We start from the raw sequence: 20,139 nt of genomic DNA on the forward strand, positions 1-20,139 counted from the left end.
TATTATTATGATACTTTTTACTACTACAGGCGTACAAGCAGCGCCTTGTTTTGATAATCCGAAGCAAGCTTATGAGTATCTGTTAGCGCAAGAAAAGTATGAGACCCAAGCGCTTGAGCAAGCAGTCGTCAATATAAATAGCGCTAGCGAGGGCGAACTGGTAACGCTTGACGGTATCGGCAGTAGCAAAGCACAAGAAATTATTCTATATCGTGAGATGTTCGGCGCGTTTAAAAGCGTCGATGAGCTAGAAAAAGTAAAAGGTATCGGTGCCAAAACTATAGAGAACAACCGAGCACGAATGCGTGTGCAGAATTAGCTTTTCGTTTTGTAAAATATAAAGCGGCTATTTATTTAACTGTCATTATCCATCTTTCGCAAATTGGCTGAAAGTAAATGTCATAATGCAGCAATTAGGCCCAAAATTTGTTAAACTAGCCGATATGTTTGCCTGATGAACGCTGTGTTTATTGGGAACGACAGAATACCGGCGAGGAGTAGATGCATGGCCGAGCGTGCCGCCAAGAAGTTAGAACTAAATAAATCTGAATTACCCAATTCCATTACTGAAGTTATCGCTACCTTATCCCGAGCTGGATTTGACGCCTATATCGTTGGTGGCGGGGTGCGTGATACTTTATTAGGGCTACAGCCCAAAGATTTCGATGCGGTCACTGATGCCAAGCCTCATGAAATAAAAGACGTGTTTGGCAAGCGTTGCCGCATTATCGGTCGCCGTTTCCAGTTGGCTCATGTCTATTCAGGCCGCGAGCTTATTGAAGTGGCGACGTTTCGTGGGCCACCTAATAATAATGCGAGCACCAATCAAGATGGTATGATTTTGCGTGACAATGTTTGGGGTGATATTAAGCAAGATTTTGCCCGTCGCGATTTTTCAATTAATGCGCTGTATTATCAACCACTAAAAGGTGTGGTACATGACTTTTGCGGGGCGCTTGAAGATATTGATAATCAAGTCATTCGCTTGTTAGGTCATGCGCCCGTACGTATTGAAGAAGACCCAGTGCGTTTGCTACGCGCCCTGCGCTTTAAAGCGAAACTAGGCTTTGAATTTGATAAAGAGCTCTCCGAGCAGTTTCACGATGATAATTGGGCCTTGCTTGAGCAAATCTCGCCGCATCGCCTCTATGATGAGACGCAAAAGATGTTTACCGGCGGCTATCTGGTGCCGTTATTACCGCTTTTATTCGAATACGGCGCTATCGATAGCCTGATCATTTATCCGCCATCTGAGCCGAGCCCGTTAGTACAGCAAGTCGCGATCAACACCGATAAGCGCATTGCTGCGGGAAAAAGTATCAATCCTGCCTTCTTCTATGCTGCTCTATTGTGGGAGAATTACCTGCATCAGCTAGAAAAAGCCAAAAACCGCAATATGCCATTTGCCGAAGCACAGCTACATGCCGCAGGTAAAGTGATCGATCGTCAACGCATCAAGACTGCTATTCCGAAGTTTGCCGAACAGTTTATCCGTGACATTTGGATTTTGCAGCCTAAGCTTGCTGCGCCGCGTAATAAGCAAATCGAACAATTGGCGGAGCATCCGCGCTTTCGCGCCGGTTTTGACTTTTTATTACTGCGTGAGCAATGCGGTGATGCCGAACATCCGTTATCTGAATCCACTAATGGCATGGGTGAGTGGTGGCAGACTTATCAGACACTCTCTGAAAAAGAACAGCAGCAAGCCATTGCTGATTTTGATGAAAATATACGCCGCGGTGCTTACAAAAAAGGTCAACGTGGACGCGGGCGTAATCGCCAAAAGCAAAACGATAATGCCCAAGCAACTGCTCACAGCAATCCTGACCAAGTTAAAGTGAGTCAGAGTCATCAAGCCGCAAATGACACAGCGAATGTGCCCTCGCGTCGTCGCCGCCGCAACACTGATAAAGCAGCTACTCAGAACAATAATCTGCAAGCTGCTAGCTCTGAGCAACTCAAGCAAGATAGCCAAGAGCTTGAGCAATTGCAGCAGCTATCCCTAGCAGCGACTAAGCCATCGCATAAAAAGCCTGCTGCGCCAAAGCCATTGTTTGTGATTGAACACGAAAAAGTCGTGCCGCCGCTAAAGAAGCAGTTGGATGACGAGAATAAGAGCAACAGTGCTAATGGCAACGTTGATAATAAAGCTAGTGCTAGCAGGGGAGCAAAATCTAGCGGTCGCAAGGTTTCTGCTAAAAATAAAGCCGCTGTGGCCAACCAAGAAAACGTCAACTTGTCCGCGGATAATAACGTGGAGGCCAAATCAGCTAAAGCATCAGCAGCTACTAAGGCAAACACTCAGCCTTCAAAAGCTAAGCATTCAGAAGCTTCAGTATCAACAGCAGTACCGCAAACGCCAAAGTCAGTGGCGAGTGCTAGTAATAGCGAACCCATCCCTAGCAAGCGTCGCCGTAAGCCTTTAAATTTATCTGAACCTGCAGTCAATAAGAGCGCAGATAAAGCGCTAGCAGCTAGCAAGCAGAATAACCAAACCTTGCAAGACGGTAATGCTTCTAAAGGCAGCAATTCTTCTAAAGATGATAAAGCTGTCAAGTCCTCGTCAGCCAAAGCTGAGAAGAAGGCCTCGACTGCAAAAACTAGCGCTACGCAAGCGAAGCTAGCTACTAATAAAGGCGCGATACCTGCCAAACGCCGGCGCCGTCAACCTAGTAACGACAATGCTTGATAATAATAATTGGGTCACTTGTTATTTAGGCTTAGGGAGTAACTTAGCCAATGAGCTAGGCTCGCCTGTTGAGCATTTACAGCAAGCACTTGCCAGCTTAGAGCAGCATCAAGCTATGCGTCAGCTACGAGTGTCTTCTTACTATGCGTCAGCGCCAATGGGCCCGCAAGATCAGCCGGATTTTACCAATGCGGTGGTTGAGTTAGAAACGACTTTAACGCCCTTAGAGCTGCTCGCTCTTTGTCAGCAATTAGAGGCGCAAGCACAGCGTGAACGTTTACGCCGCTGGGGCGAGCGCAGTCTCGATGTTGATATTTTGCTCTATGGTCAGCAGCAAATAGATGAGCCGACGCTGGTAGTGCCACATGCTGGACTTCATGAGCGCAACTTTATGTTAGTACCGCTACGAGAGCTAGCGCCTGAGCTGATGATTAACGATCAACCTGTCTCAGCCTATCCATTGAGCGCAGACTGGAGCGGGCTTGAGCTTATCCATTGATTGCTAAGCTAACTACTGAAGTTTCTCTCTATCTTTATTTATTAGCCATTAAAAATACTTTTATCAAGTCATTGAGGGTCATATGACGACTTTATCTACCCTAAAAAAGTTCAAAAAAGACGGTACCAAGTTTACTTGTCTCACTTGCTACGATGCGATGTTTGCGCGGATGATGGAAAAGGCGCAGATCGATACCATCTTGATCGGCGATAGCTTAGGTATGGTAGTGCAAGGTCATGACTCGACTTTACCGGTAACGGTTACTGATATGGCATACCATACGGCGAATATCGCGCGTAGTAATAAACAAGCCCTGATCTTAGCGGACTTGCCTTTTATGAGTTATGCGCTTGAAGCTGAAGCTATCGCTAATAGTCGCCAGCTTATGCAAGCAGGCGCTCATGTCATCAAAATAGAAGGCGGGCGTGAGCTTAGCCGTTTGGTCGCAACTTTAGCGCAAGCGGGTACGCCTACTTGTGTGCATTTAGGTTTAACGCCGCAGTCGGTCAATGTCTTTGGCGGCTATAAAATCCAAGGCCGTAGCGATGAAGCGGCGGATAAATTATTAGCGGACGCTAAGGCAGTGGTAGAAGCAGGCGCGGCACTATTAGTATTAGAATGCGTACCTGCAGAGCTTGCCAAAACGGTCACTGAGGCGGTTGCCGTACCAGTCATCGGCATCGGCGCGGGCGCAGATACCGACGGTCAAGTGTTAGTCATGCATGACATGCTAGGCATGGTTCATGGACGCGCGCCAAGATTTATTCATGATTTCTTGACCGATAAGCGTAACACGGAACGTAGCATCGAAGGCGCGTTTGCGCTGTACCAGCAGTCGGTACGCGAGGGTAGCTTTCCGCAGGCGCAGCATCAGTTTGATTAATATTATCCAATACCAGAAGAAGACTTTTTGATGCCTATTATTCATCATCATATTAGCTCATTGCAACAGACCCTAAAACCTCTGCGTAGTCAGCAGCGCATCGCTTTAGTGCCAACGATGGGTAACTTGCATGCTGGGCACTTACAGCTGGTGAAAATGGCTAAACAGCAGGCTGATATTGTCGTCGTCAGTATTTTTGTCAATCCAACCCAGTTTGGTATTGGTGAGGATTTCGATAGTTATCCGCGTACCCTTGAGGCCGACGTTGCTAAGCTAGATAGCGTCGATGCTGATTACGTGTTTGCGCCTAGTATTGACGAGATGTATCCCGTTTTACCACCGCCAACTAAAGTCATTGCTGGCGCGATAGCACTGCAGTTATGTGGTGAATCGCGACCAACGCATTTCGATGGCGTAGGCATCGTCGTCGCGAAACTATTTAATATTGTGCAGCCTGATGTAGCTTTTTTTGGCCAAAAAGACTATCAGCAATTAGCAATTATCAAGCAATTAGTCAGAGATTTAAGTTATCAGGTAGAGATTGTCGGCGCGCCTATCGTACGAGCAGAGGACGGCTTAGCCTTATCTTCTCGCAACCAGTATTTAACCGATGCTGAGCGACAAACCGCACCTGTTTTACATCAGGCTCTACAGGATTTGGCTGAGCAATTAGCGCAAAAAATAGCAGAAGATAGCTTTGATGAGGTAGCTTTGCAATCGTTATTAACACGAGCGACTCAGCATATTACAAAAGCGGGTTTTGCGATAGATTATCTAGAAGTAAAAACCACTGATTTGCAGCCTATTACTTTTGAAGCATCCACTCTGAAAGAAAATCAGCAAGATTTGGTTATTCTAGTCGCAGCAAAACTAGGGCAGGCAAGACTGCTAGATAATCAAGTAGTGAAAATTAATTAATATCACTATAGCGAATAAATAGCGTAGGATAGAAACAGTTAGTTCGGCAGTTTAGAACGCAGTAAGCGTATTTATTAATCAGCTTATGGATTAGGGTAATAGCATGGAAGTGGATAAGATCGACGCAAATGCTCAAACGCCATCACTTAGCGATGATAAGTTAAGCGTACTTATTGTCTCTGGGCGCTCAGGCTCAGGTAAGACCTCAGTGCTCAATACTTTAGAAGACTTGGGCTATTATTCTATTGATAATTTGCCGTTATCGCTAGTTCCTGAAGCCGCGCATAAACTGGTAAATGAAAGTAGCATCAAGCGGGTGGCACTGGGCGTTGATATTCGCTCACCGCGTGCTGACTTGTCTAACTTTGCAGCGATTCAAAAACAGCTACATGAGCGCTATGGTGAGTTAAAAGTACAAGTGATCTATGTCACTGCGCAAGAGGATATTTTAGTTGCGCGCTTCAACGCGACGCGCCGTGTGCATCCGCTAATGGCGCAAGATGCTGACGGTATTGAAAATACCAAATACAATCTGCCAGCCGCGATAAAAAGAGAAGTTGAATTATTACAGCCGATAGCCAGCTGCGCCGATATTACTATCGATACCAGTAAGCTTAATATCCATCAGCTCAAAGAGCGCCTGCGCGATCAAGTCGGTGCAGATAACAAAATTATCGTTAATCTGCTATCGTTCGGCTTTAAATACGGTACGCCTATCGATGCTGACTTTGTCTTTGACGTGCGGATTTTGCCTAACCCGCACTGGAATGCCGACTTGCGTAGTGCAACTGGCTTAGATAGCGAGGTTGCAGCGTTCTTTGCAGATTATCCTGAAGTCAGTGAGATGAGTGATGATATTGCTAGCTTTCTCACGCGCTGGCTGCCCAATTTTTTGCATAATAACCGCCACACGGTTACGGTCGCTATTGGCTGTACGGGCGGCAAGCATCGTTCGGTTTTTATCACTGAAAAGCTACAACGCCATTTGACTCAGCATTTATCAAAGGCGTTAACCATAGTCGCTAAGCACCGCGAAAAAAATCGCTGGTAGGCATTTGCTTTTTATATAGTCGATACGCTTTAAGAATGGTATAGCGCTACTGGTATAAATTTTACTTGCGTGCTGTATTCACAGAGGCTGCGTTAAATTCATCCCAGTAGTGCGCTTAAACATATCTCAGGTTTGATTTTAACTGACTAGAGTGACTTTACTTGCCGTCGTTATTTTCTATCCTTTATTCCCATTATTTTTAGAGAGCTTTTATGATTGATTGGTCAGAACAAGACATGCGCGTTTCGCGTACCGAACTCAAAAAATCTCACGAGCGGCTACAAGCGTTGTCGATACCCTTGGCCAACTTGTCGAAAAAGCAGTTAAAAGCCTTACCTGCCAGTGATTATTTTATGGCAGAATTGATGGCTTTAGCCGATATCACCAGCGCTAATGCGCGTAATCGTCAGACTAAGCGGGTTGGTAAACTCATTAGCGAAGAGAATCGTCACGAGCTCGTCAAAGCGCTCTTTGAGGCATTTTTCCCTAATGAGCAAGTTGCCAAGATAGAAAGCTGGCGCGGTAGGCTCAATATCAATGATGAAAGCACGCTTAAGCAATTCATTAAGCAGTACACTGCTTCCGAGCGTAATAGCCTATATCAGCTGTTATTGTGGATTGAGTATGCCAAACATACCCAAGACGATGAGCTGATGGAAGAGTCCGAACAAGATTTAGCGAGCTACATTCGTGAAGTCGCTATTTTATCGCAGCTCAAATAACTTTAATAAGTTAAAAAAATCTTTTATAGTAATAAAAGGTCAGCTTAATGCTGACTTTTTTGCATTTGCAGTTTGCTAAAAGTTTTTAGATAGGACGAATGTTAGTGATGTCAGTAAAGCAGCTAATGGCTTGATAATGTGGTTATTTCCTATCTTGTAATCTAGCCAGCCGCTCCCCATAAATAATAGTAATTCAAACCCTTTGAGAGTTTTAGCGGTTATGGTTAAAGTTTCAGAATCGAATGCTGACGACAATATTAATACTAATGTCAACAATGACGCCAGTAAAAATGCTAGTGCAGACGATAATAAAAGTGCAGACGATAATAAAGATGCTATTAAAATAGAGAGTAAAGACGACAGAAAAGCTCGTCTAAAGCACCTGATTAAGCGTCTACCTAACTTGCCAGGCGTCTATAAAATGCTAGGCAAAAATGGCGATATTCTCTACGTTGGTAAGGCTAAATCGCTAAAAAGCCGTGTTAATAGCTACTTTGCCAAGACCATTGACCATCCAAAAACCAGGGCTCTAGTCGCGCGTATTCATAACATAGAAACCATTATTACCCGTAGTGAAACCGAAGCGCTGTTGCTTGAGCAAAACCTAATTAAAGAATACCGCCCGCCTTACAACGTGCTACTGCGCGACGATAAGTCTTATCTGTATGTGTTTATCTCCGCTGATAAACCTTATCCGCGTTTGGCTTATGGCCGCGGTAAAGGCAACCATCAAAAAGGCCGCTTCTTTGGGCCTTTTCCTTCAGCGCATGCAGCAAAAGAGACGCTAGTGCTGATGCAAAAAATGTTTCAAATGCGTCAATGTACCAATACTTTTTTTAAACAGCGCAAACGCCCTTGCTTGGAGTATCAAATCAAGCGCTGCCGTGCGCCCTGCGTGGGCTTAGTGTCGCCAGAAGAGTACGCGGAGGATGTCAATAATACGATTCGTTTCTTAAAAGGCGACTCTAGTGATATTCATAGTGCTTTGATCGAAAAAATGGAAGGCGCCGCCGAAGCGCTAGATTTCGAAAAAGCGGTGTTTTATCGTGACCAGCTATCGATGCTGCGTGAAGTACAAGCGCGGCAAGCGGTCTATACGGTACAAGGCGAAGCTGATGTTATCGCCATCTCTAGCCAAGCTGGCATGACGACAGTGAACGTGCTGACGGTGCGCGGTGGCCGTGTGCTCGGTGGTAAGAACTATTTCCCCGATGTCGATAGCAGCGAGCCTATCGCTGATAATTTATCCGCCTTTATTACCTCGTTTTATTTTCAGGTTACCGACGACTTGCCAAGCGAAATTATCTTAAGTCACAAGCTACCCGATCAGCAAGCCATCAGCGAGGCGCTAGCGACCCATTTTGGTAGTAAAGTCACTATCAAGACTAACGTACGTGAGCACCGAGCCGAATGGTTAGATTTAGCCAGTCTCAACGCGAGCAATGCCTTAAAAACCAAGCTTGGCGATTATCTTGAGCTGCATGCGCGTTTTAATGCGCTCAAAGATGTGCTAGCTGATGTCACCGATAGAGCTATCGACCGCATTGAGTGTTTCGATATCTCGCATACCATGGGCGAGGCAACTATCGGTAGCTGTGTGGTCTTTGATCAAGGCGGTTCGCGCCGCCGTGATTATCGTCAGTATGCCATTCATGATATCCAAGGTGGCGATGACTATGCCGCGATGAAGCAAGTGCTGACACGGCGTTATAAAAAGCAGCCATTGCCGGATTTGTTACTGATTGACGGTGGTAAAGGGCAGCTTAGTATTGCCAAAGACGTCTTGACTGAGCTTGGTATTTTAAATGATACGCTGCTGATTAGTGTGGCAAAAGGCGAGGGGCGCAAAGCTGGGCTTGAGGTGCTGCATTTCTTAGATCACGAGCCGCTTGATTTGCCCATGGATAGTAAAGCGCTACATTTATTAATGCATATTCGTGATGAGGCGCACCGTTTTGCTATCACCGCGCACCGTAAAAAGCGTGATAAGCGCCGCTCGTCCTCAGTGTTAGAAGTGATTCCGGGACTGGGTGAAAAGCGTCGCCGTGATTTGCTCAACCATTTTGGTGGTTTGCAGCAGTTGCTAGGTGCATCGCAGCAGGAGCTGGCGGGGGTAACTGGCATTGGACCTGTACTTGCCAAGACGATTTATAAAGTTTTACATGAGTAAAGTTTTCGACCACTAATTATTTTTATACTTATATAAAAGTTCACGTGTCGTTGATTCAAGCTAGGCTTTAAATAGCCTAGCTTTTTTTATTGAGCACTTAGCTTTCTTGTCTTTGATAACTCACAAACTGAAAGTCTAAACCACTTTTTTCATCATGTTTTTGTTCAGACTCTTCCGAGACTACAAACTCATTTGGCAACTCTGGGAAAAAAGCATCGCCGTCCTTGATATTAGTATCGACATGGGTCAGCTCGATACGATCGGTGTACATCATTGCATCATTAAACACCTTTTCGCCGCCAATCACCCAAATCGTATTTAGATGCGCGCCATGAGCTAGGCTGGCTGCTTGCGTCAAGGCATCGTCTAAATTATGCACGACATAAGCATCATCGCGGTCAGTGAGGTTTTTTTGCTCAGCGTAATCAAGCTGAGTGCTGATAATAAAGCTGACACGTTTTGGGAGTGGCTTGCTGCCCATCGACTCAAACGTTTTACGACCCATAATGACGATCCCTTGAATCGCGCTGTCGTTTTTTTTGGTAGTCATCGCCTTAAAATGCTGTAGATCAGCCGAGATATGCCACGGCAATTCATTGTCTTTACCTATACAGCGATTGCTACTGATCGCGGCGATTTGGGCCACTTCGGTATGCGCATAACTCATAACTTATCCCTTTTATTATTCATTAATTTTCTAGTTTTACAGTTTTCTTAATTCCACAGTTCAGTCGCTTAAACCGCCACTTTCGCTTTAATAGCCGGATGCGATTCATAACCGTCAACGCTGATGTCCTCAAAAGTAAAAGCAAAAATATCTTTCACCTCTGCATTTAATGATAGGGTCGGCAGCTGATAAAGATCGCGAGTGAGCTGTAACTCTACTTGCTCTCTATGATTTTGGTAAATATGACAATCACCGCCGGTCCAGATAAATTCTCCCACTTCCAGCTCGCAAACTTGCGCGATCATATGCGTTAATAGCGCGTAACTGGCAATATTAAAAGGCACGCCTAGGAAATTTACAACCCCTAATTTATGCACAAGTCGTTTTATTTTCTAATGTAGAGCGCTACATTCCGACTGTGCATTTTTAATTCTGCACAATACGGTCTGTGTAAACGGTCAGTTGTCCTTACCAGCAACATCAACATTATTCGATTTACCGAGTAGAGTGTCTTGATAAGAGACATTATATCTTATCAAGACATATAAAACACTTAGCCCAATACTAAAACTCACCCTAAGGCACGATCAACCAACGCATTAGTAAGCTGAACTTGCGTCTTTTGAGATTGCTTTAGCTTCTCTTTTAGCTGATCGTAAATAGCCATTAATTCATCGACTTTAGCAACGATACGATGTTGTTCACTTAGAGGTGGTAAAGGAATGTTTAAATTTTCAACGTCACCAACTCTTAAATGTTTAACGGTGGAGCCAATTGCATGTTCTGAAGCTCTTTCTAACAAATGTGGCTCTGTTAATGCTAGAAGTAAATACTGGTTCGAAACATACTTGTGATATGGTCTTATCAGCATTGTTCTTTGCCCCAAACACCAAACACTTCCTTTAGGGATGATAGCAGCTTCACCCATCGGTGCTTCTCTTGTGAAAATTATGTCTTCGGGTTTTGGAGGGCACCTTCTCGACCAATATTCGTAAGTTTCCTCAGAAATATACTTCATACCAGTCATACAAAACTCTCTCTCTCTAATATTCGAGGTTCTGATTATTGGAATACCACTATCAACATATGGTGCTGTTTTATTATGACAGTCAACTAAGTAGGTACATAAATCTATAAGGTGTGCTGTTTTCCATGTAGATGGAATTCCGAAAGGTGCAGAAGCATCTGACAGTTTTTTCAATTTCTTCAACATCGTTTTAGATTCTGGATTTTCCTCTTTTGTTTTTTGAAGCCACTCCGAGCGCTCTTTACGTAATTTCTCTAACAACACCGAAGCAGGTTCTTCATCTGGATTTTGCGGAACTAACTTACCCATTACCGCCAATTGCAGCACAGTTTGCTTTAGAGCTTCGATGCTTTGCTCAGTAGTGAACAGGCTGTCGAAATGCTCAGCAATTCTCGCCCAGTTTTGTGCCAGCTCATCAGCGCCAGTACTATCTGTCAACGTGGCTAATAACACTTCCACAAGCGTAGCGTGAGCCTCGATACTGGCTTCGGTTTGCTGCTCTAGCTGATCACATAACAGCATGAGTTCATCGACTTTAGCGACGATGCGTTTTTGTTCTGCAAGCGGTGGAAGTGGAATAGGATTGCTTTCAAAAAAACTTCTTGGGACTCTTTTATGTCCAGCAGAGCCAGTCATAAGCTTTTGACCCATAGTTAAGAAGTTAGGTGATTTAAAATATAAAAGAAGAAAATTTCTTTCAACTTGCTCTCCAAAAGGACGCGCAACATGGAGTTCTGTTGTCCCTGCGCCAATACCATTTTCTAAATTACGAAAAATAGCAGCTTTACTATTTTCAAAACAAGGTGTAATTTTCGCAATAGCAATATCGCCATTAGCAAAATGGGTATAGCCTTTCTTTATTTCACTCCAAGGCCTTGATTCAGAATCATGTACTCCATCGTATGATGTAGTGATTAGAGTCATTGGAACAAATGATGCTTTAGTTTTATCATCAACATTCGTATTACGTGGGTTTATCTCTGTTATAAAGTTAAGTCGAGTCCACTGCCACTCACGAGGAAGATCAAAAGGTTTTTCATCTTCATTAACTTTACCATCTGCTTTAGTCTTCTTAATCTTCTTAATCTTCTTAATCTTCTTATCTTTAATCAACTGAGCTTTTTCAGCCGCTATTTTTTCTAACAAAACAGAGGCAGACTCATCATTAGCATCCTGCGGCACTAGCTTGCCACGTACTGCTAACTCCAAAATCAGCTCACGTAATTTGCTAATGCCGTATAGCTCATACTTTTTGCTACTGCCACGCCCACTAGTCGATTTAGCCAGTATAGCGCTAGTCCAGATATCGATATGTTCAGTGATCAACTGCTCTGGTTTGTTTGCGTCTTTACCCACCTCTAAGCTCGTTTTTACATTCATAGCTACTTGTCCTCTGTCGTGTTAGCAGACAGCGCAGCGCCCAGTACATCTTTTAATTGGCTGCGTAAAGTATCGATACTCTGTTGTTGTTTGGCATAGTCAGCGAGTAATTTATTAGGGTCATAATCAATGACTTGATCAACAAACGGATTTTTTATATCAAAATTAAATATAGCATTGAATATACTATCGCCAGCCTGTTGGCTATTGTTAGCATCACGGCGCAGATTATTGATTTTAGTTTCTAGCGCTTCAACTTTTTTTAGGTTATCAGGCTTTAACTCATCGCTGGCAGCTTTTAGTTCTGCACGTAACACTTTAAGATTAGGCTCTAAAGCACTGACTTCACCTAAGAGTACTGTTGCTTTGTCCCAGTGTGGCTTTGCGTCTTTTTCAGCTGTTTTACGCTTACTGCTGAAGTCAACTTTCCAAGCGTGATCATTTTCAACACGACTGGCGAAGCCGTCAGATTCATTGCCCCACCAATCAATCTCGGTTTGAAACTCTTCAAACTTCATTGGTTTGGTTTTGCTGTAGTTTTTGACGCCTTCAGGATAAGGATGCTCATAAAACCAAATATCTTTGGTTGGCTGACCTTTGGTAAAGAAGAGAATATTGGTCTTAATACCCGTATAAGGGTTAAACACACCGTTTGGTAAGCGCACGATGGTATGCAGATTACATTCTTCTGTCAGCATTTTCTTTAGCTTGGTTTTTACTCCTTCACCAAACAAGGTGCCATCAGGTAATACGACGGCAGCGCGGCCTTTATCTTTCAAGACCTCAATGATTAATTGTAAAAACAAATCAGCCGTTTCGCGTGTTTGGAACTCAGCAGGGAAGTTCTTTTCGATACCGTGCTCTTCAGTGCCGCCAAAAGGTGGGTTGGTTACGATGACATCAATATCACTGTCCCAGCTCGATAGCGGCTTGTTTAGGGTGTTATCGTGGCGTATCTGTACGGGTACTTCGATACCATGCAGCATCATATTGGTCGTACAGAGCAAATGCGGCAGTTGTTTCTTTTCAAACCCCAAAATCTGCTGCTGTAGCGCTTGATGATCTTCAGCAGTTTCAACATAGTTGTTTTTGACATGATCGAACGCACAGGCTAAAAACCCACCTGTACCACAAGCTGGATCCATGACGCGCTCACCGAGCTTTGGATCCACACGATCAACGATGAAGCGTGTCACAGCGCGAGGGGTATAAAATTCACCTGCATTGCCCGCACTCTGTAAATCACGCAGTAGCTGCTCATAAATATCACCAAACAAATGACGCTCATCTGAGCGGTTAAAGTCCACTTCGTTGAGCTTGTTTATTACTTGGCGTAGCAACGTGCCGTTCTTCATATAGTTGTAGGCATCGCTCAAACCCTGACGCACCACAAAGCCACGCGGATTGGTATCTACTGGCGCTGTCAGGTTTTTTAGCTCAACGAATATTTCATCATTTACGAACTCTAGTAACTCATCACCAGTGATGCCTTCGGGATCAGCTGCCCAATTACGCCAAAGGTATTGCTCAGGGATGGGGCTCTTATAGTTTTCTTGTTCGAACTCAAGCGCTTCTTCTTGTGCATCAAATATCTTGAGAAACAATAACCATGACAATTGGCTTAAACGTTGGGCATCACCATCGACACCAGCATCTTGACGCATGATATCTTGAATAGACTTGATAACTGAACTGATTGACATGTAGTTTCTCTTTTCAATAAACAGTATGAATAAAACAAGCCTCAATAAGAGGCTTAGATATATGGATTGTAGCTAATTTTTTCTAGTTGCTTAAGCTTGTTTGGGTGGCGGTGCCCAATAGATTTCACTTTCAAGATCACTAATGGCTTGCTGATAATCTTGTTTACTACCGAAGCTTTCTCTGACAATTTCCATCGGACTACCTAATTGATCAAGTGGTTTTACTTTAAGCACGTTTAGGCTTTCGATCTCTTCTACACCCGCATCAGCATACTTATCGAGCAAGGCATTTAGTACTTTTTGAGCAGTGTCTGAATACTTGGTAAAGTAATTGCGCTTCTTAACTTCATTCGCACGTTCACGACGCGTCAAGGGTGGCTGGTCATATACCACATGGCAAATTAGGTCGAAGGGGTCCATGTCTGAACCGACCTCTTCCTGTAGTGCTTCCCAAATAATACCAGCATTTGCCAGCTCATCAATGATGGTTTGTTTACGCTCAGTATCGTTCCAACGCTTGGTAAACTCGTCCAAACTAGCGAACTGCTTAGTGAAAGTTTTGCGAGTATAGTCCTGAAAAGACTCGGTGACTAGCTTACCATCAGTATCATAATATTGGATACGCTGTGCCGTTACTTTTACAGCTACACCTTTCACATAGTATTTTTTCGCTGGCTCACTGCCGCCAAGGTCGTCACCTGTATCAACGTCACTGCCGCCCATATCGGAGTCATTGTCACCTTCGTTGTTGTGAGACGTTTTAGTATCATAAGTCTCCTCTAATTCGGCCCCTGATTCACCATCTACCATCTTATCTAGCTCATCACTGCCTCCATTGACCTGTGATGGTGTCATTTTCATAACACGCTCAGGAGTACCATCGAAGCGCTCATCGGCAAATAGCTCAGTTGCTTTTTTGAAGTCGAGAATCGTAAACCATAATTTGCCATATTTATCATTGATACGAGTCCCACGGCCAATAATTTGCTTAAACTTGGTCATCGATTTGATGTTTTGATCTAAGACGATTAGCTTACAGGTTTGGGCATCGACACCAGTCGTCATCAGCTCCGACGTTGTCGCTATCACTGGATAAGGTTTCTTTGGATTGATGAAGTTATCAAGCTGCGCTTTGCCTAACTCATCATCACCCGTGATTTTCATGACATACTTTTCGTTCTTTTTGACCTGCTCTGGATTGCAGTTAATCAAAGCACGGCGCATTCGCTCTGCATGATCAATGTCATTACAGAATACAATGGTCTTGGCCATTGGGTCAGTACGCTGAAGGTAGCTAGTGATGGTCTGAGCCACCAATTCAGTACGCTCATCAATCACTAAAGTGCGATCAAAATCTTTTTGGTTATAGATACGATCTTCAATCAACTCATTACGCTTATCTGTCTGTCCTTTGGTTGGACGCCAACCATGTAGATCGACATCGATATCAATTCGAACTACTTTATAGGGCGCTAAAAATCCATCTTCAATGCCTTGTTTTAAGGTATAAGTATAAAGAGGATCCCCAAAATAATAAGAGTTAGAGACTTCTTTAGTCTCTTTAGGGGTCGCTGTTAAGCCTACTTGTGTCGCGCTATGAAAGTATTCCAATATCTCACGCCAAGCACTGTCTTCCGCAGCACTGCCTCGGTGGCACTCATCAATGACAATCAGGTCAAAAAAGTCTGGCGCAACATGTTTAAAGGCTTTCTGATGCTCTTCTGGGCCTGTTAGCGCTTGATATAGACCAAGATGAATCTCGAAGGCTGGATCAACGGTACGGCCTTCTATTTTGGTCATCGCAGTGCCGAAAGGCTGAAAATCATTTACCCGAGTTTGATCGACCAAAATATTACGATCTGCTAAAAACAAAATGCGTTTCTTTTCTCTAGCCTTCCACAGACGCCAGATGATTTGAAAGGCGGTGTAGGTTTTACCTGTCCCTGTTGCCATTACGAGTAGGATGCGATCCTGTCCACGAGAGATGGCTTCTATGGTCTTATTAATGGCTTGTAGCTGATAGTAGCGCGGTGATTTACCACTGCCATCATCATGATAGTCTTGAGTGATAATAGGCATTTGAGCTTGCGTATAGCCTTTCCACTGGCAGTACTTATCCCATAGCTCAGCTGGTGTCGGAAAATCCTCTAGTGAAATCTCTGTTTCGAGGACAGTGGTACTGGTTTTATCATGAAAAATAAAGCCATCACCATTGGATGAAAACACGAACGGCACTTCGAGCAGCCCAGCATAGTCAAGCGCTTGCTGCATCCCTTTACCAATAGAGTGTTTGTTCGCTTTGGCCTCGATAACAGCAAGCGGCAGATTAGGCTTGTGATACAGAACAATATCAGCAGATTTGACCGTCTTACGCACTGCCATTTGACCACGGACGATAACTTTACCATCACGAAGCTTCACTTCCTCGCGAATTTGTGTCATGTCATCCCAACCTGAACTCTTAATGGCAGGCAGAATGAATTTGCTGATAATATCTGTTTCGGATAACTCTAATTTGTTGATACCAGCCATGGCAGTAGGCTTCCTATCTAGCTAGTGTTGGGGGTAACTTATACTTTAACATATGTTTAATATTTATAGCCTGATGGGCTCTCAACCATACAGCACTCCAGCGTATTTGATATAATTATGATCTACAGACCAAACTGCAAAAATCTTAGCTAAATAGAGTATGACCGATTGAGTAGACTTTCTTAAATAGCTCATACTTAGCATTAGCAATGATCACAAGGGAAGTTCCTATTTTTTGCCAGCCTGGTACTACTACTAATATAAACATCTGGAAACAGAATTTAAAACCTAAAACAGTTAGAATATAATTTATATCGAACTACTCGATAGCGCTTTACGGAGCTATGTAAAAAAGCATACGGATGCTTATCACTTTATAGTAAATACTTGCACTATAGGTCAGGTTTGGATACGTTAAAAAGAATGAATGCAACAAATGAGCAAGATATACGTCATGCTTTGCATAGCAAATTGCAAAAGCAATATTCTATTAAAGGTGATTACTTATTAATTGATGAGCTATCTTTAGAACATGGTAGAAATCGAGTAGATATAGCCTTGTTTTCTAGCTATATCCATGGATATGAAATCAAGAGTTCTAAAGATAATCTGCTAAGACTGCCAAATCAGTTATTACAGTATTCAAAAAGCCTTCAAAAGGTGACTTTTGTTGTAGCTGAAAATCATTACAAAGACGTAATGAAATCAATTCCTAAATGGTGTGGGCTTATTCTAGCAATCAAAGGTCCTAGAGGTGGAGTAAGTTTCCGTTCAATCAGGCGAGCTAAACTTAATCCACACGTAGATTTTTTCAGTTTAGCTCACATCTTATGGAAGGCAGAGGTCATTGAATTACTTTATCAACATGGCGTTACAGAAAAGCTTGAGCACAAATCTAGAAAAGATTTGTATAAGCAGTTGAGTATGTTCATGACTATCAAACAACTATCTTTGGAAATTAAAACTAAATTATTGAAGCGTGGTAACTGGAGAGTTGATGGACAACCTTTGTCATATGATGGTTAATTGCAACTTGCTTCCATGTTCCTAGGTTTCCACAATTTTCTATTCCTTTAGCAGTATCATAAATTCGTTTATCTCCATCGCAAAAAGCGATACCTTTATAATCTGGTAAGCTAATAATATTAGAACAAAGATTAATCATTTGAGCGGTACTTCCTCTAAATGCTTTAGCCTTCAATACATGCCAATGCTGAGGTAGTGTATAGATCAGTTTTGCTGATGGATTAATCTTTCTCATATCTATTTGAGGCAGAAACTCTATATTATCAGTTGTGTAATCGCCGAAAGTTGGAGGGGTTTCTTTGAATTTACTGGCAAGGTAGGGATATAGCATCCACTCATGACGAGTAAATACTCCCCCTGGTTGTTTAATTTGCATTAAATCTAATGAATTAGCGACTATGACGAAAGAGCGATAGTCTTTTATATTATTAATGCTATTAATTTTCGTGAAAATTATATGGGAAAATAAAGCATAGGGCTCAAAATTATCAGGGGTTCCTAAATCAATAATTAAATCAATATTACTTATACCCAAATCGAACATTTCTAGTAAATAATCAATTTCATTATTTATAGTCTGCCTGTCTAGATCTTCTAAAAAAACTCTCAAAGCAATACCACACTTTTGAGCGCTAGTAATTTTTTTAACCTCTACTAAATACCAGTTAGACTTTTCAAAAGAAACAACGGGAACTAACTCACACCCCAGAGCTAGAGCTTCGTTATGTACATACTCTACAACGCTTTCCCCATTATCCATAACTTTTCCTTCAAGACTGTCATGAAAGTCTAAAAGGGCAAGCCTAGAACCCCATTTATCATAAATCCGCTTTGCCATAGGCTCAATATGCTCTTCAATGGTTTTCTTTAACCTTCTCTCTGCAAAATCATATTCGATTGGTGGCAGTATTATATAAGGAATAATGAAATCTTTAATTTCATCTTCGAGTTTAAACAATGCTTGGAATTCACTTTGTCGCCACTTTAGGAATGGAACATAGCTGTTACTCAGAATCATATTCATTATCCCAAAATAGTTTACGCACTTGTTTTGATCCTATTTGTTCATTAAACACTCTATAATCATCGTTTTCTTTTCTTATTCTTCCGGCAATTATACTAGGATGAATCTTTAAATTTCTAGCATCTTCATTTAATTTTTCTTCATCTTGATAGAATCTAGATATACACATATTCCACTGTTCCAACGAGATTAAATTTTCTAGAGCAAATTTATCAGCTTCAATCTCTATTTGATCCGTAACTATATCCATTTCTTCATCAAATATAATGTTACGTTCTTCATTCAGATGAAGAAAAATGTGCCCTAATTCATGGAATAGAACAAACCAAAAATTATCTAAGCGATCATGTCTCAATGTAAGGCCTATAACGGGGATTGCGGTATTAGGTAAAAGCATCGCCGCACCATCGAGATATGTAAGTGGTAAATGAGGTACTACAATTAGTATTATTCCTTTGGATAAAAGAAACTCTTGTGCTTCTAGGGGACCTGTTGGGCTTGTAGAAATTCTGACCAGCTGATTCAGCCATGCTAAGTCATTGTCAAAACTAGGGACTTGGCTCTGCTTTGTTATTTCTTTTGCTTTACTAAGAACTTGAATTTGCCACGCTAGTAATGAGTAGATATTAGGAGAGTTACCGTTAAAATTGAATTTCCTATGTAATGCTAATTCATAGCCACTATTACCAAAGATTTCTTCAAACTGTACTTTAATAATACTTGCTAGATCAGTGACTTGCGATGGTAACCACTGGCGCTTCAACATCTCTTTAATTGGAAAATTTTCCCAATTAATACCTGAGGTGTTAGTATTTAAATTACTTGTGACTTTTTCTGTCACAAATTTATTTATTTTTGATAATAAAATAGGATCTAATTTTTTATACAGATACTCCTCTTGTCTTTTTATTTCCTCAATACTTACTTCTAAAAAATCAGCTATCTCTTCTTGAGACACTTGATTTGCTATTCTAATGTAAAGTAAATTCTCTGGATATAGTAGTAAGACATCATTTTCGAGAACTTCGCCTCTAAAGTCTTGGATTGTTTTTAAATAAAAATCCCTTTCCTTAACCAACTTGTTTAAAAACGCATTTAGAGAGTCTATCTCTATTTGTAGTAGAAAAGAATCCATTGAAGAACTCCTCTTCACTTCCAAGATTGTTTCTTCTATTTTTTCAATTTTTTGTTCTATTAGTTTAAATTCAAAAGAGTTTAAAATCATTTTCTATACTCCTGAGAGGAAAAACGACACTCAGCTTGAAGATCTATTACAATAATTCCTTTTTCTTGATTAGTATGCTTCTCATTTTTAAAGAAATCTTTAAATAGTTTGCCAGACAAACTTTCTGTAGAATTGGGATAGAGTTCTCCACCAAAACGTACTTTTTGTGCGCCTGTACCCTCACGCATATTCTTAAGAATAGGATCAAGTGAACTAAAATCAACTCCCTCCATGCCCCAACAAGCATCAAAATCACTAGGTATATCCTTCTCTGTCACATAACTTCCATCAAGATATAAATATTTGCATCCTGATTGAGCAAGTAAACTAGCGGCAGATACAAGACCATTAAACAAATCAAGCCTATGATTGTTAAACGCTAAAAGCTCTTTGACTTCTTGTAAGGTAGCAAGATGCTCACCTGGAGGCAAAATGCGCCATGGCGCTCCACTCAGTGTTTGAAAAGTAGGTAACATAATTTTTAGTATTTAATTATTGATAAATTGATTATAGCAAATATTAGAATATTGTTTCCTTTTATAGTAATGACCCCTGCCGTCAAATCCGTATAACTAAACTTGGGAGATTTTAATTACGCAGCCTGACGATAATAATCAAACCAC

General features: G+C 42.0%; 17 protein-coding genes. 9 read left to right on the forward strand and 8 right to left on the reverse strand.

Features of this window, described 5'->3' with window-relative positions; all coding sequences use genetic code 11:
• Positions 1-7 precede the first annotated feature (7 nt).
• The 8 genes from ACS8FD_RS07245 (at position 8) to uvrC (ending at position 8,932) form a co-directional block, all read left to right on the forward strand.
• Positions 8-319 carry a ComEA family DNA-binding protein gene (locus ACS8FD_RS07245; protein ID WP_439275166.1) on the forward strand — a complete coding sequence of 104 codons (312 nt, stop codon included), beginning with the start codon at positions 8-10 and terminating at the stop codon, positions 317-319.
• 186 nt (positions 320-505) lie between these two features.
• Positions 506-2,689: a polynucleotide adenylyltransferase PcnB gene (gene pcnB, locus ACS8FD_RS07250; protein ID WP_439275167.1), complete on the forward strand. Its 2,184-nt coding sequence runs from the start codon at positions 506-508 to the stop codon at positions 2,687-2,689.
• Positions 2,682-3,188, forward strand: a complete 507-nt coding sequence (gene folK, locus ACS8FD_RS07255; RefSeq protein WP_439275168.1) for a 2-amino-4-hydroxy-6-hydroxymethyldihydropteridine diphosphokinase — start codon at positions 2,682-2,684, stop codon at positions 3,186-3,188. Before pcnB ends, folK begins: the two co-directional genes overlap by 8 nt.
• Before the next feature lie 82 nt (positions 3,189-3,270).
• Positions 3,271-4,071, forward strand: a complete 801-nt coding sequence (panB, locus tag ACS8FD_RS07260; RefSeq protein WP_439275169.1) for a 3-methyl-2-oxobutanoate hydroxymethyltransferase — start codon at positions 3,271-3,273, stop codon at positions 4,069-4,071.
• A gap of 30 nt (positions 4,072-4,101) precedes the next feature.
• Positions 4,102-4,989, forward strand: a complete 888-nt coding sequence (gene panC / locus ACS8FD_RS07265; RefSeq protein ID WP_439275170.1) for a pantoate--beta-alanine ligase — start codon at positions 4,102-4,104, stop codon at positions 4,987-4,989.
• A 103-nt stretch (positions 4,990-5,092) separates the two neighbouring features.
• Positions 5,093-6,040: an RNase adapter RapZ gene (gene rapZ, locus ACS8FD_RS07270; RefSeq protein ID WP_439275171.1), complete on the forward strand. Its 948-nt coding sequence runs from the start codon at positions 5,093-5,095 to the stop codon at positions 6,038-6,040.
• Positions 6,041-6,252: 212 nt separating this feature from the next.
• On the forward strand, positions 6,253-6,762 hold the full coding sequence (yjgA, locus tag ACS8FD_RS07275) for a ribosome biogenesis factor YjgA (protein WP_439275172.1): 510 nt from the start codon (positions 6,253-6,255) through the stop codon (positions 6,760-6,762).
• Between the two features lie 220 nt (positions 6,763-6,982).
• Positions 6,983-8,932 carry an excinuclease ABC subunit UvrC gene (gene uvrC / locus ACS8FD_RS07280; protein WP_439275173.1) on the forward strand — a complete coding sequence of 650 codons (1,950 nt, stop codon included), beginning with the start codon at positions 6,983-6,985 and terminating at the stop codon, positions 8,930-8,932.
• Between the two features lie 97 nt (positions 8,933-9,029).
• Here uvrC and ACS8FD_RS07285 read toward each other — a convergent pair whose 3' ends face one another.
• The 5 genes from ACS8FD_RS07285 to hsdR form a co-directional block, all read right to left on the reverse strand.
• Complete coding sequence (locus ACS8FD_RS07285) at positions 9,030-9,599, reverse strand: dihydrofolate reductase (protein ID WP_439275174.1); 570 nt, start codon at positions 9,597-9,599, stop codon at positions 9,030-9,032.
• A 68-nt stretch (positions 9,600-9,667) separates the two neighbouring features.
• Positions 9,668-9,943 (reverse strand): thymidylate synthase, encoded by a 276-nt coding sequence (gene thyA, locus ACS8FD_RS07290; protein ID WP_439275175.1) that lies wholly within the window; start codon positions 9,941-9,943, stop codon positions 9,668-9,670.
• A gap of 227 nt (positions 9,944-10,170) precedes the next feature.
• Positions 10,171-12,006 carry a restriction endonuclease subunit S gene (locus ACS8FD_RS07295; RefSeq protein WP_439275176.1) on the reverse strand — a complete coding sequence of 612 codons (1,836 nt, stop codon included), beginning with the start codon at positions 12,004-12,006 and terminating at the stop codon, positions 10,171-10,173.
• Between the two features lie 2 nt (positions 12,007-12,008).
• Positions 12,009-13,709: an N-6 DNA methylase gene (locus ACS8FD_RS07300; RefSeq protein WP_439275177.1), complete on the reverse strand. Its 1,701-nt coding sequence runs from the start codon at positions 13,707-13,709 to the stop codon at positions 12,009-12,011.
• 90 nt (positions 13,710-13,799) lie between these two features.
• On the reverse strand, positions 13,800-16,232 hold the full coding sequence (gene hsdR / locus ACS8FD_RS07305; protein ID WP_439275185.1) for an EcoAI/FtnUII family type I restriction enzme subunit R: 2,433 nt from the start codon (positions 16,230-16,232) through the stop codon (positions 13,800-13,802).
• Positions 16,233-16,646: 414 nt separating this feature from the next.
• Between hsdR and ACS8FD_RS07310 the strand changes: the two genes are divergently transcribed.
• Positions 16,647-17,267 (forward strand): sce7726 family protein, encoded by a 621-nt coding sequence (locus ACS8FD_RS07310; protein ID WP_371532833.1) that lies wholly within the window; start codon positions 16,647-16,649, stop codon positions 17,265-17,267.
• On the opposite strand, the gene ACS8FD_RS07315 is transcribed toward ACS8FD_RS07310, so the two are convergent.
• The 3 genes from ACS8FD_RS07315 to ACS8FD_RS07325 are packed head-to-tail and all read right to left on the reverse strand — an operon-like array spanning position 17,206 to position 19,992.
• Positions 17,206-18,285, reverse strand: coding sequence for a beta family protein (locus ACS8FD_RS07315; protein WP_439275178.1), 1,080 nt, complete (start codon positions 18,283-18,285; stop codon positions 17,206-17,208). The two genes, ACS8FD_RS07310 and ACS8FD_RS07315, sit on opposite strands and share 62 nt — an antisense overlap.
• Positions 18,272-19,516 carry an ImmA/IrrE family metallo-endopeptidase gene (locus tag ACS8FD_RS07320; RefSeq protein WP_439275179.1) on the reverse strand — a complete coding sequence of 415 codons (1,245 nt, stop codon included), beginning with the start codon at positions 19,514-19,516 and terminating at the stop codon, positions 18,272-18,274. Before ACS8FD_RS07320 ends, ACS8FD_RS07315 begins: the two co-directional genes overlap by 14 nt.
• Positions 19,513-19,992: a DUF6932 family protein gene (locus ACS8FD_RS07325; protein ID WP_371532836.1), complete on the reverse strand. Its 480-nt coding sequence runs from the start codon at positions 19,990-19,992 to the stop codon at positions 19,513-19,515. The genes ACS8FD_RS07320 and ACS8FD_RS07325 overlap by 4 nt, the downstream gene beginning before the upstream one ends.
• Positions 19,993-20,139 lie beyond the last annotated feature (147 nt).

Source organism: Psychrobacter sp. 1U2 (assembly GCF_051847575.1).

What these genes read in the sequence shown, in the direction of transcription:
- ACS8FD_RS07245 (WP_439275166.1), top strand. Translation starts at nt 8, where the DNA reads ATGATACTTTTTACTACTACAGGCGTACAAGCAGCGCCTTGTTTTGAT.
- pcnB (WP_439275167.1), top strand. Translation starts at nt 506, where the DNA reads ATGGCCGAGCGTGCCGCCAAGAAGTTAGAACTAAATAAATCTGAATTA.
- folK (WP_439275168.1), top strand. Translation starts at nt 2,682, where the DNA reads ATGCTTGATAATAATAATTGGGTCACTTGTTATTTAGGCTTAGGGAGT.
- panB (WP_439275169.1), top strand. Translation starts at nt 3,271, where the DNA reads ATGACGACTTTATCTACCCTAAAAAAGTTCAAAAAAGACGGTACCAAG.
- panC (WP_439275170.1), top strand. Translation starts at nt 4,102, where the DNA reads ATGCCTATTATTCATCATCATATTAGCTCATTGCAACAGACCCTAAAA.
- rapZ (WP_439275171.1), top strand. Translation starts at nt 5,093, where the DNA reads ATGGAAGTGGATAAGATCGACGCAAATGCTCAAACGCCATCACTTAGC.
- yjgA (WP_439275172.1), top strand. Translation starts at nt 6,253, where the DNA reads ATGATTGATTGGTCAGAACAAGACATGCGCGTTTCGCGTACCGAACTC.
- uvrC (WP_439275173.1), top strand. Translation starts at nt 6,983, where the DNA reads ATGGTTAAAGTTTCAGAATCGAATGCTGACGACAATATTAATACTAAT.
- ACS8FD_RS07285 (WP_439275174.1), bottom strand. Translation starts at nt 9,599, where the DNA reads ATGAGTTATGCGCATACCGAAGTGGCCCAAATCGCCGCGATCAGTAGC.
- ACS8FD_RS07295 (WP_439275176.1), bottom strand. Translation starts at nt 12,006, where the DNA reads ATGAATGTAAAAACGAGCTTAGAGGTGGGTAAAGACGCAAACAAACCA.
- ACS8FD_RS07300 (WP_439275177.1), bottom strand. Translation starts at nt 13,709, where the DNA reads ATGTCAATCAGTTCAGTTATCAAGTCTATTCAAGATATCATGCGTCAA.
- ACS8FD_RS07315 (WP_439275178.1), bottom strand. Translation starts at nt 18,285, where the DNA reads ATGATTCTGAGTAACAGCTATGTTCCATTCCTAAAGTGGCGACAAAGT.
- ACS8FD_RS07320 (WP_439275179.1), bottom strand. Translation starts at nt 19,516, where the DNA reads ATGATTTTAAACTCTTTTGAATTTAAACTAATAGAACAAAAAATTGAA.
- ACS8FD_RS07325 (WP_371532836.1), bottom strand. Translation starts at nt 19,992, where the DNA reads ATGTTACCTACTTTTCAAACACTGAGTGGAGCGCCATGGCGCATTTTG.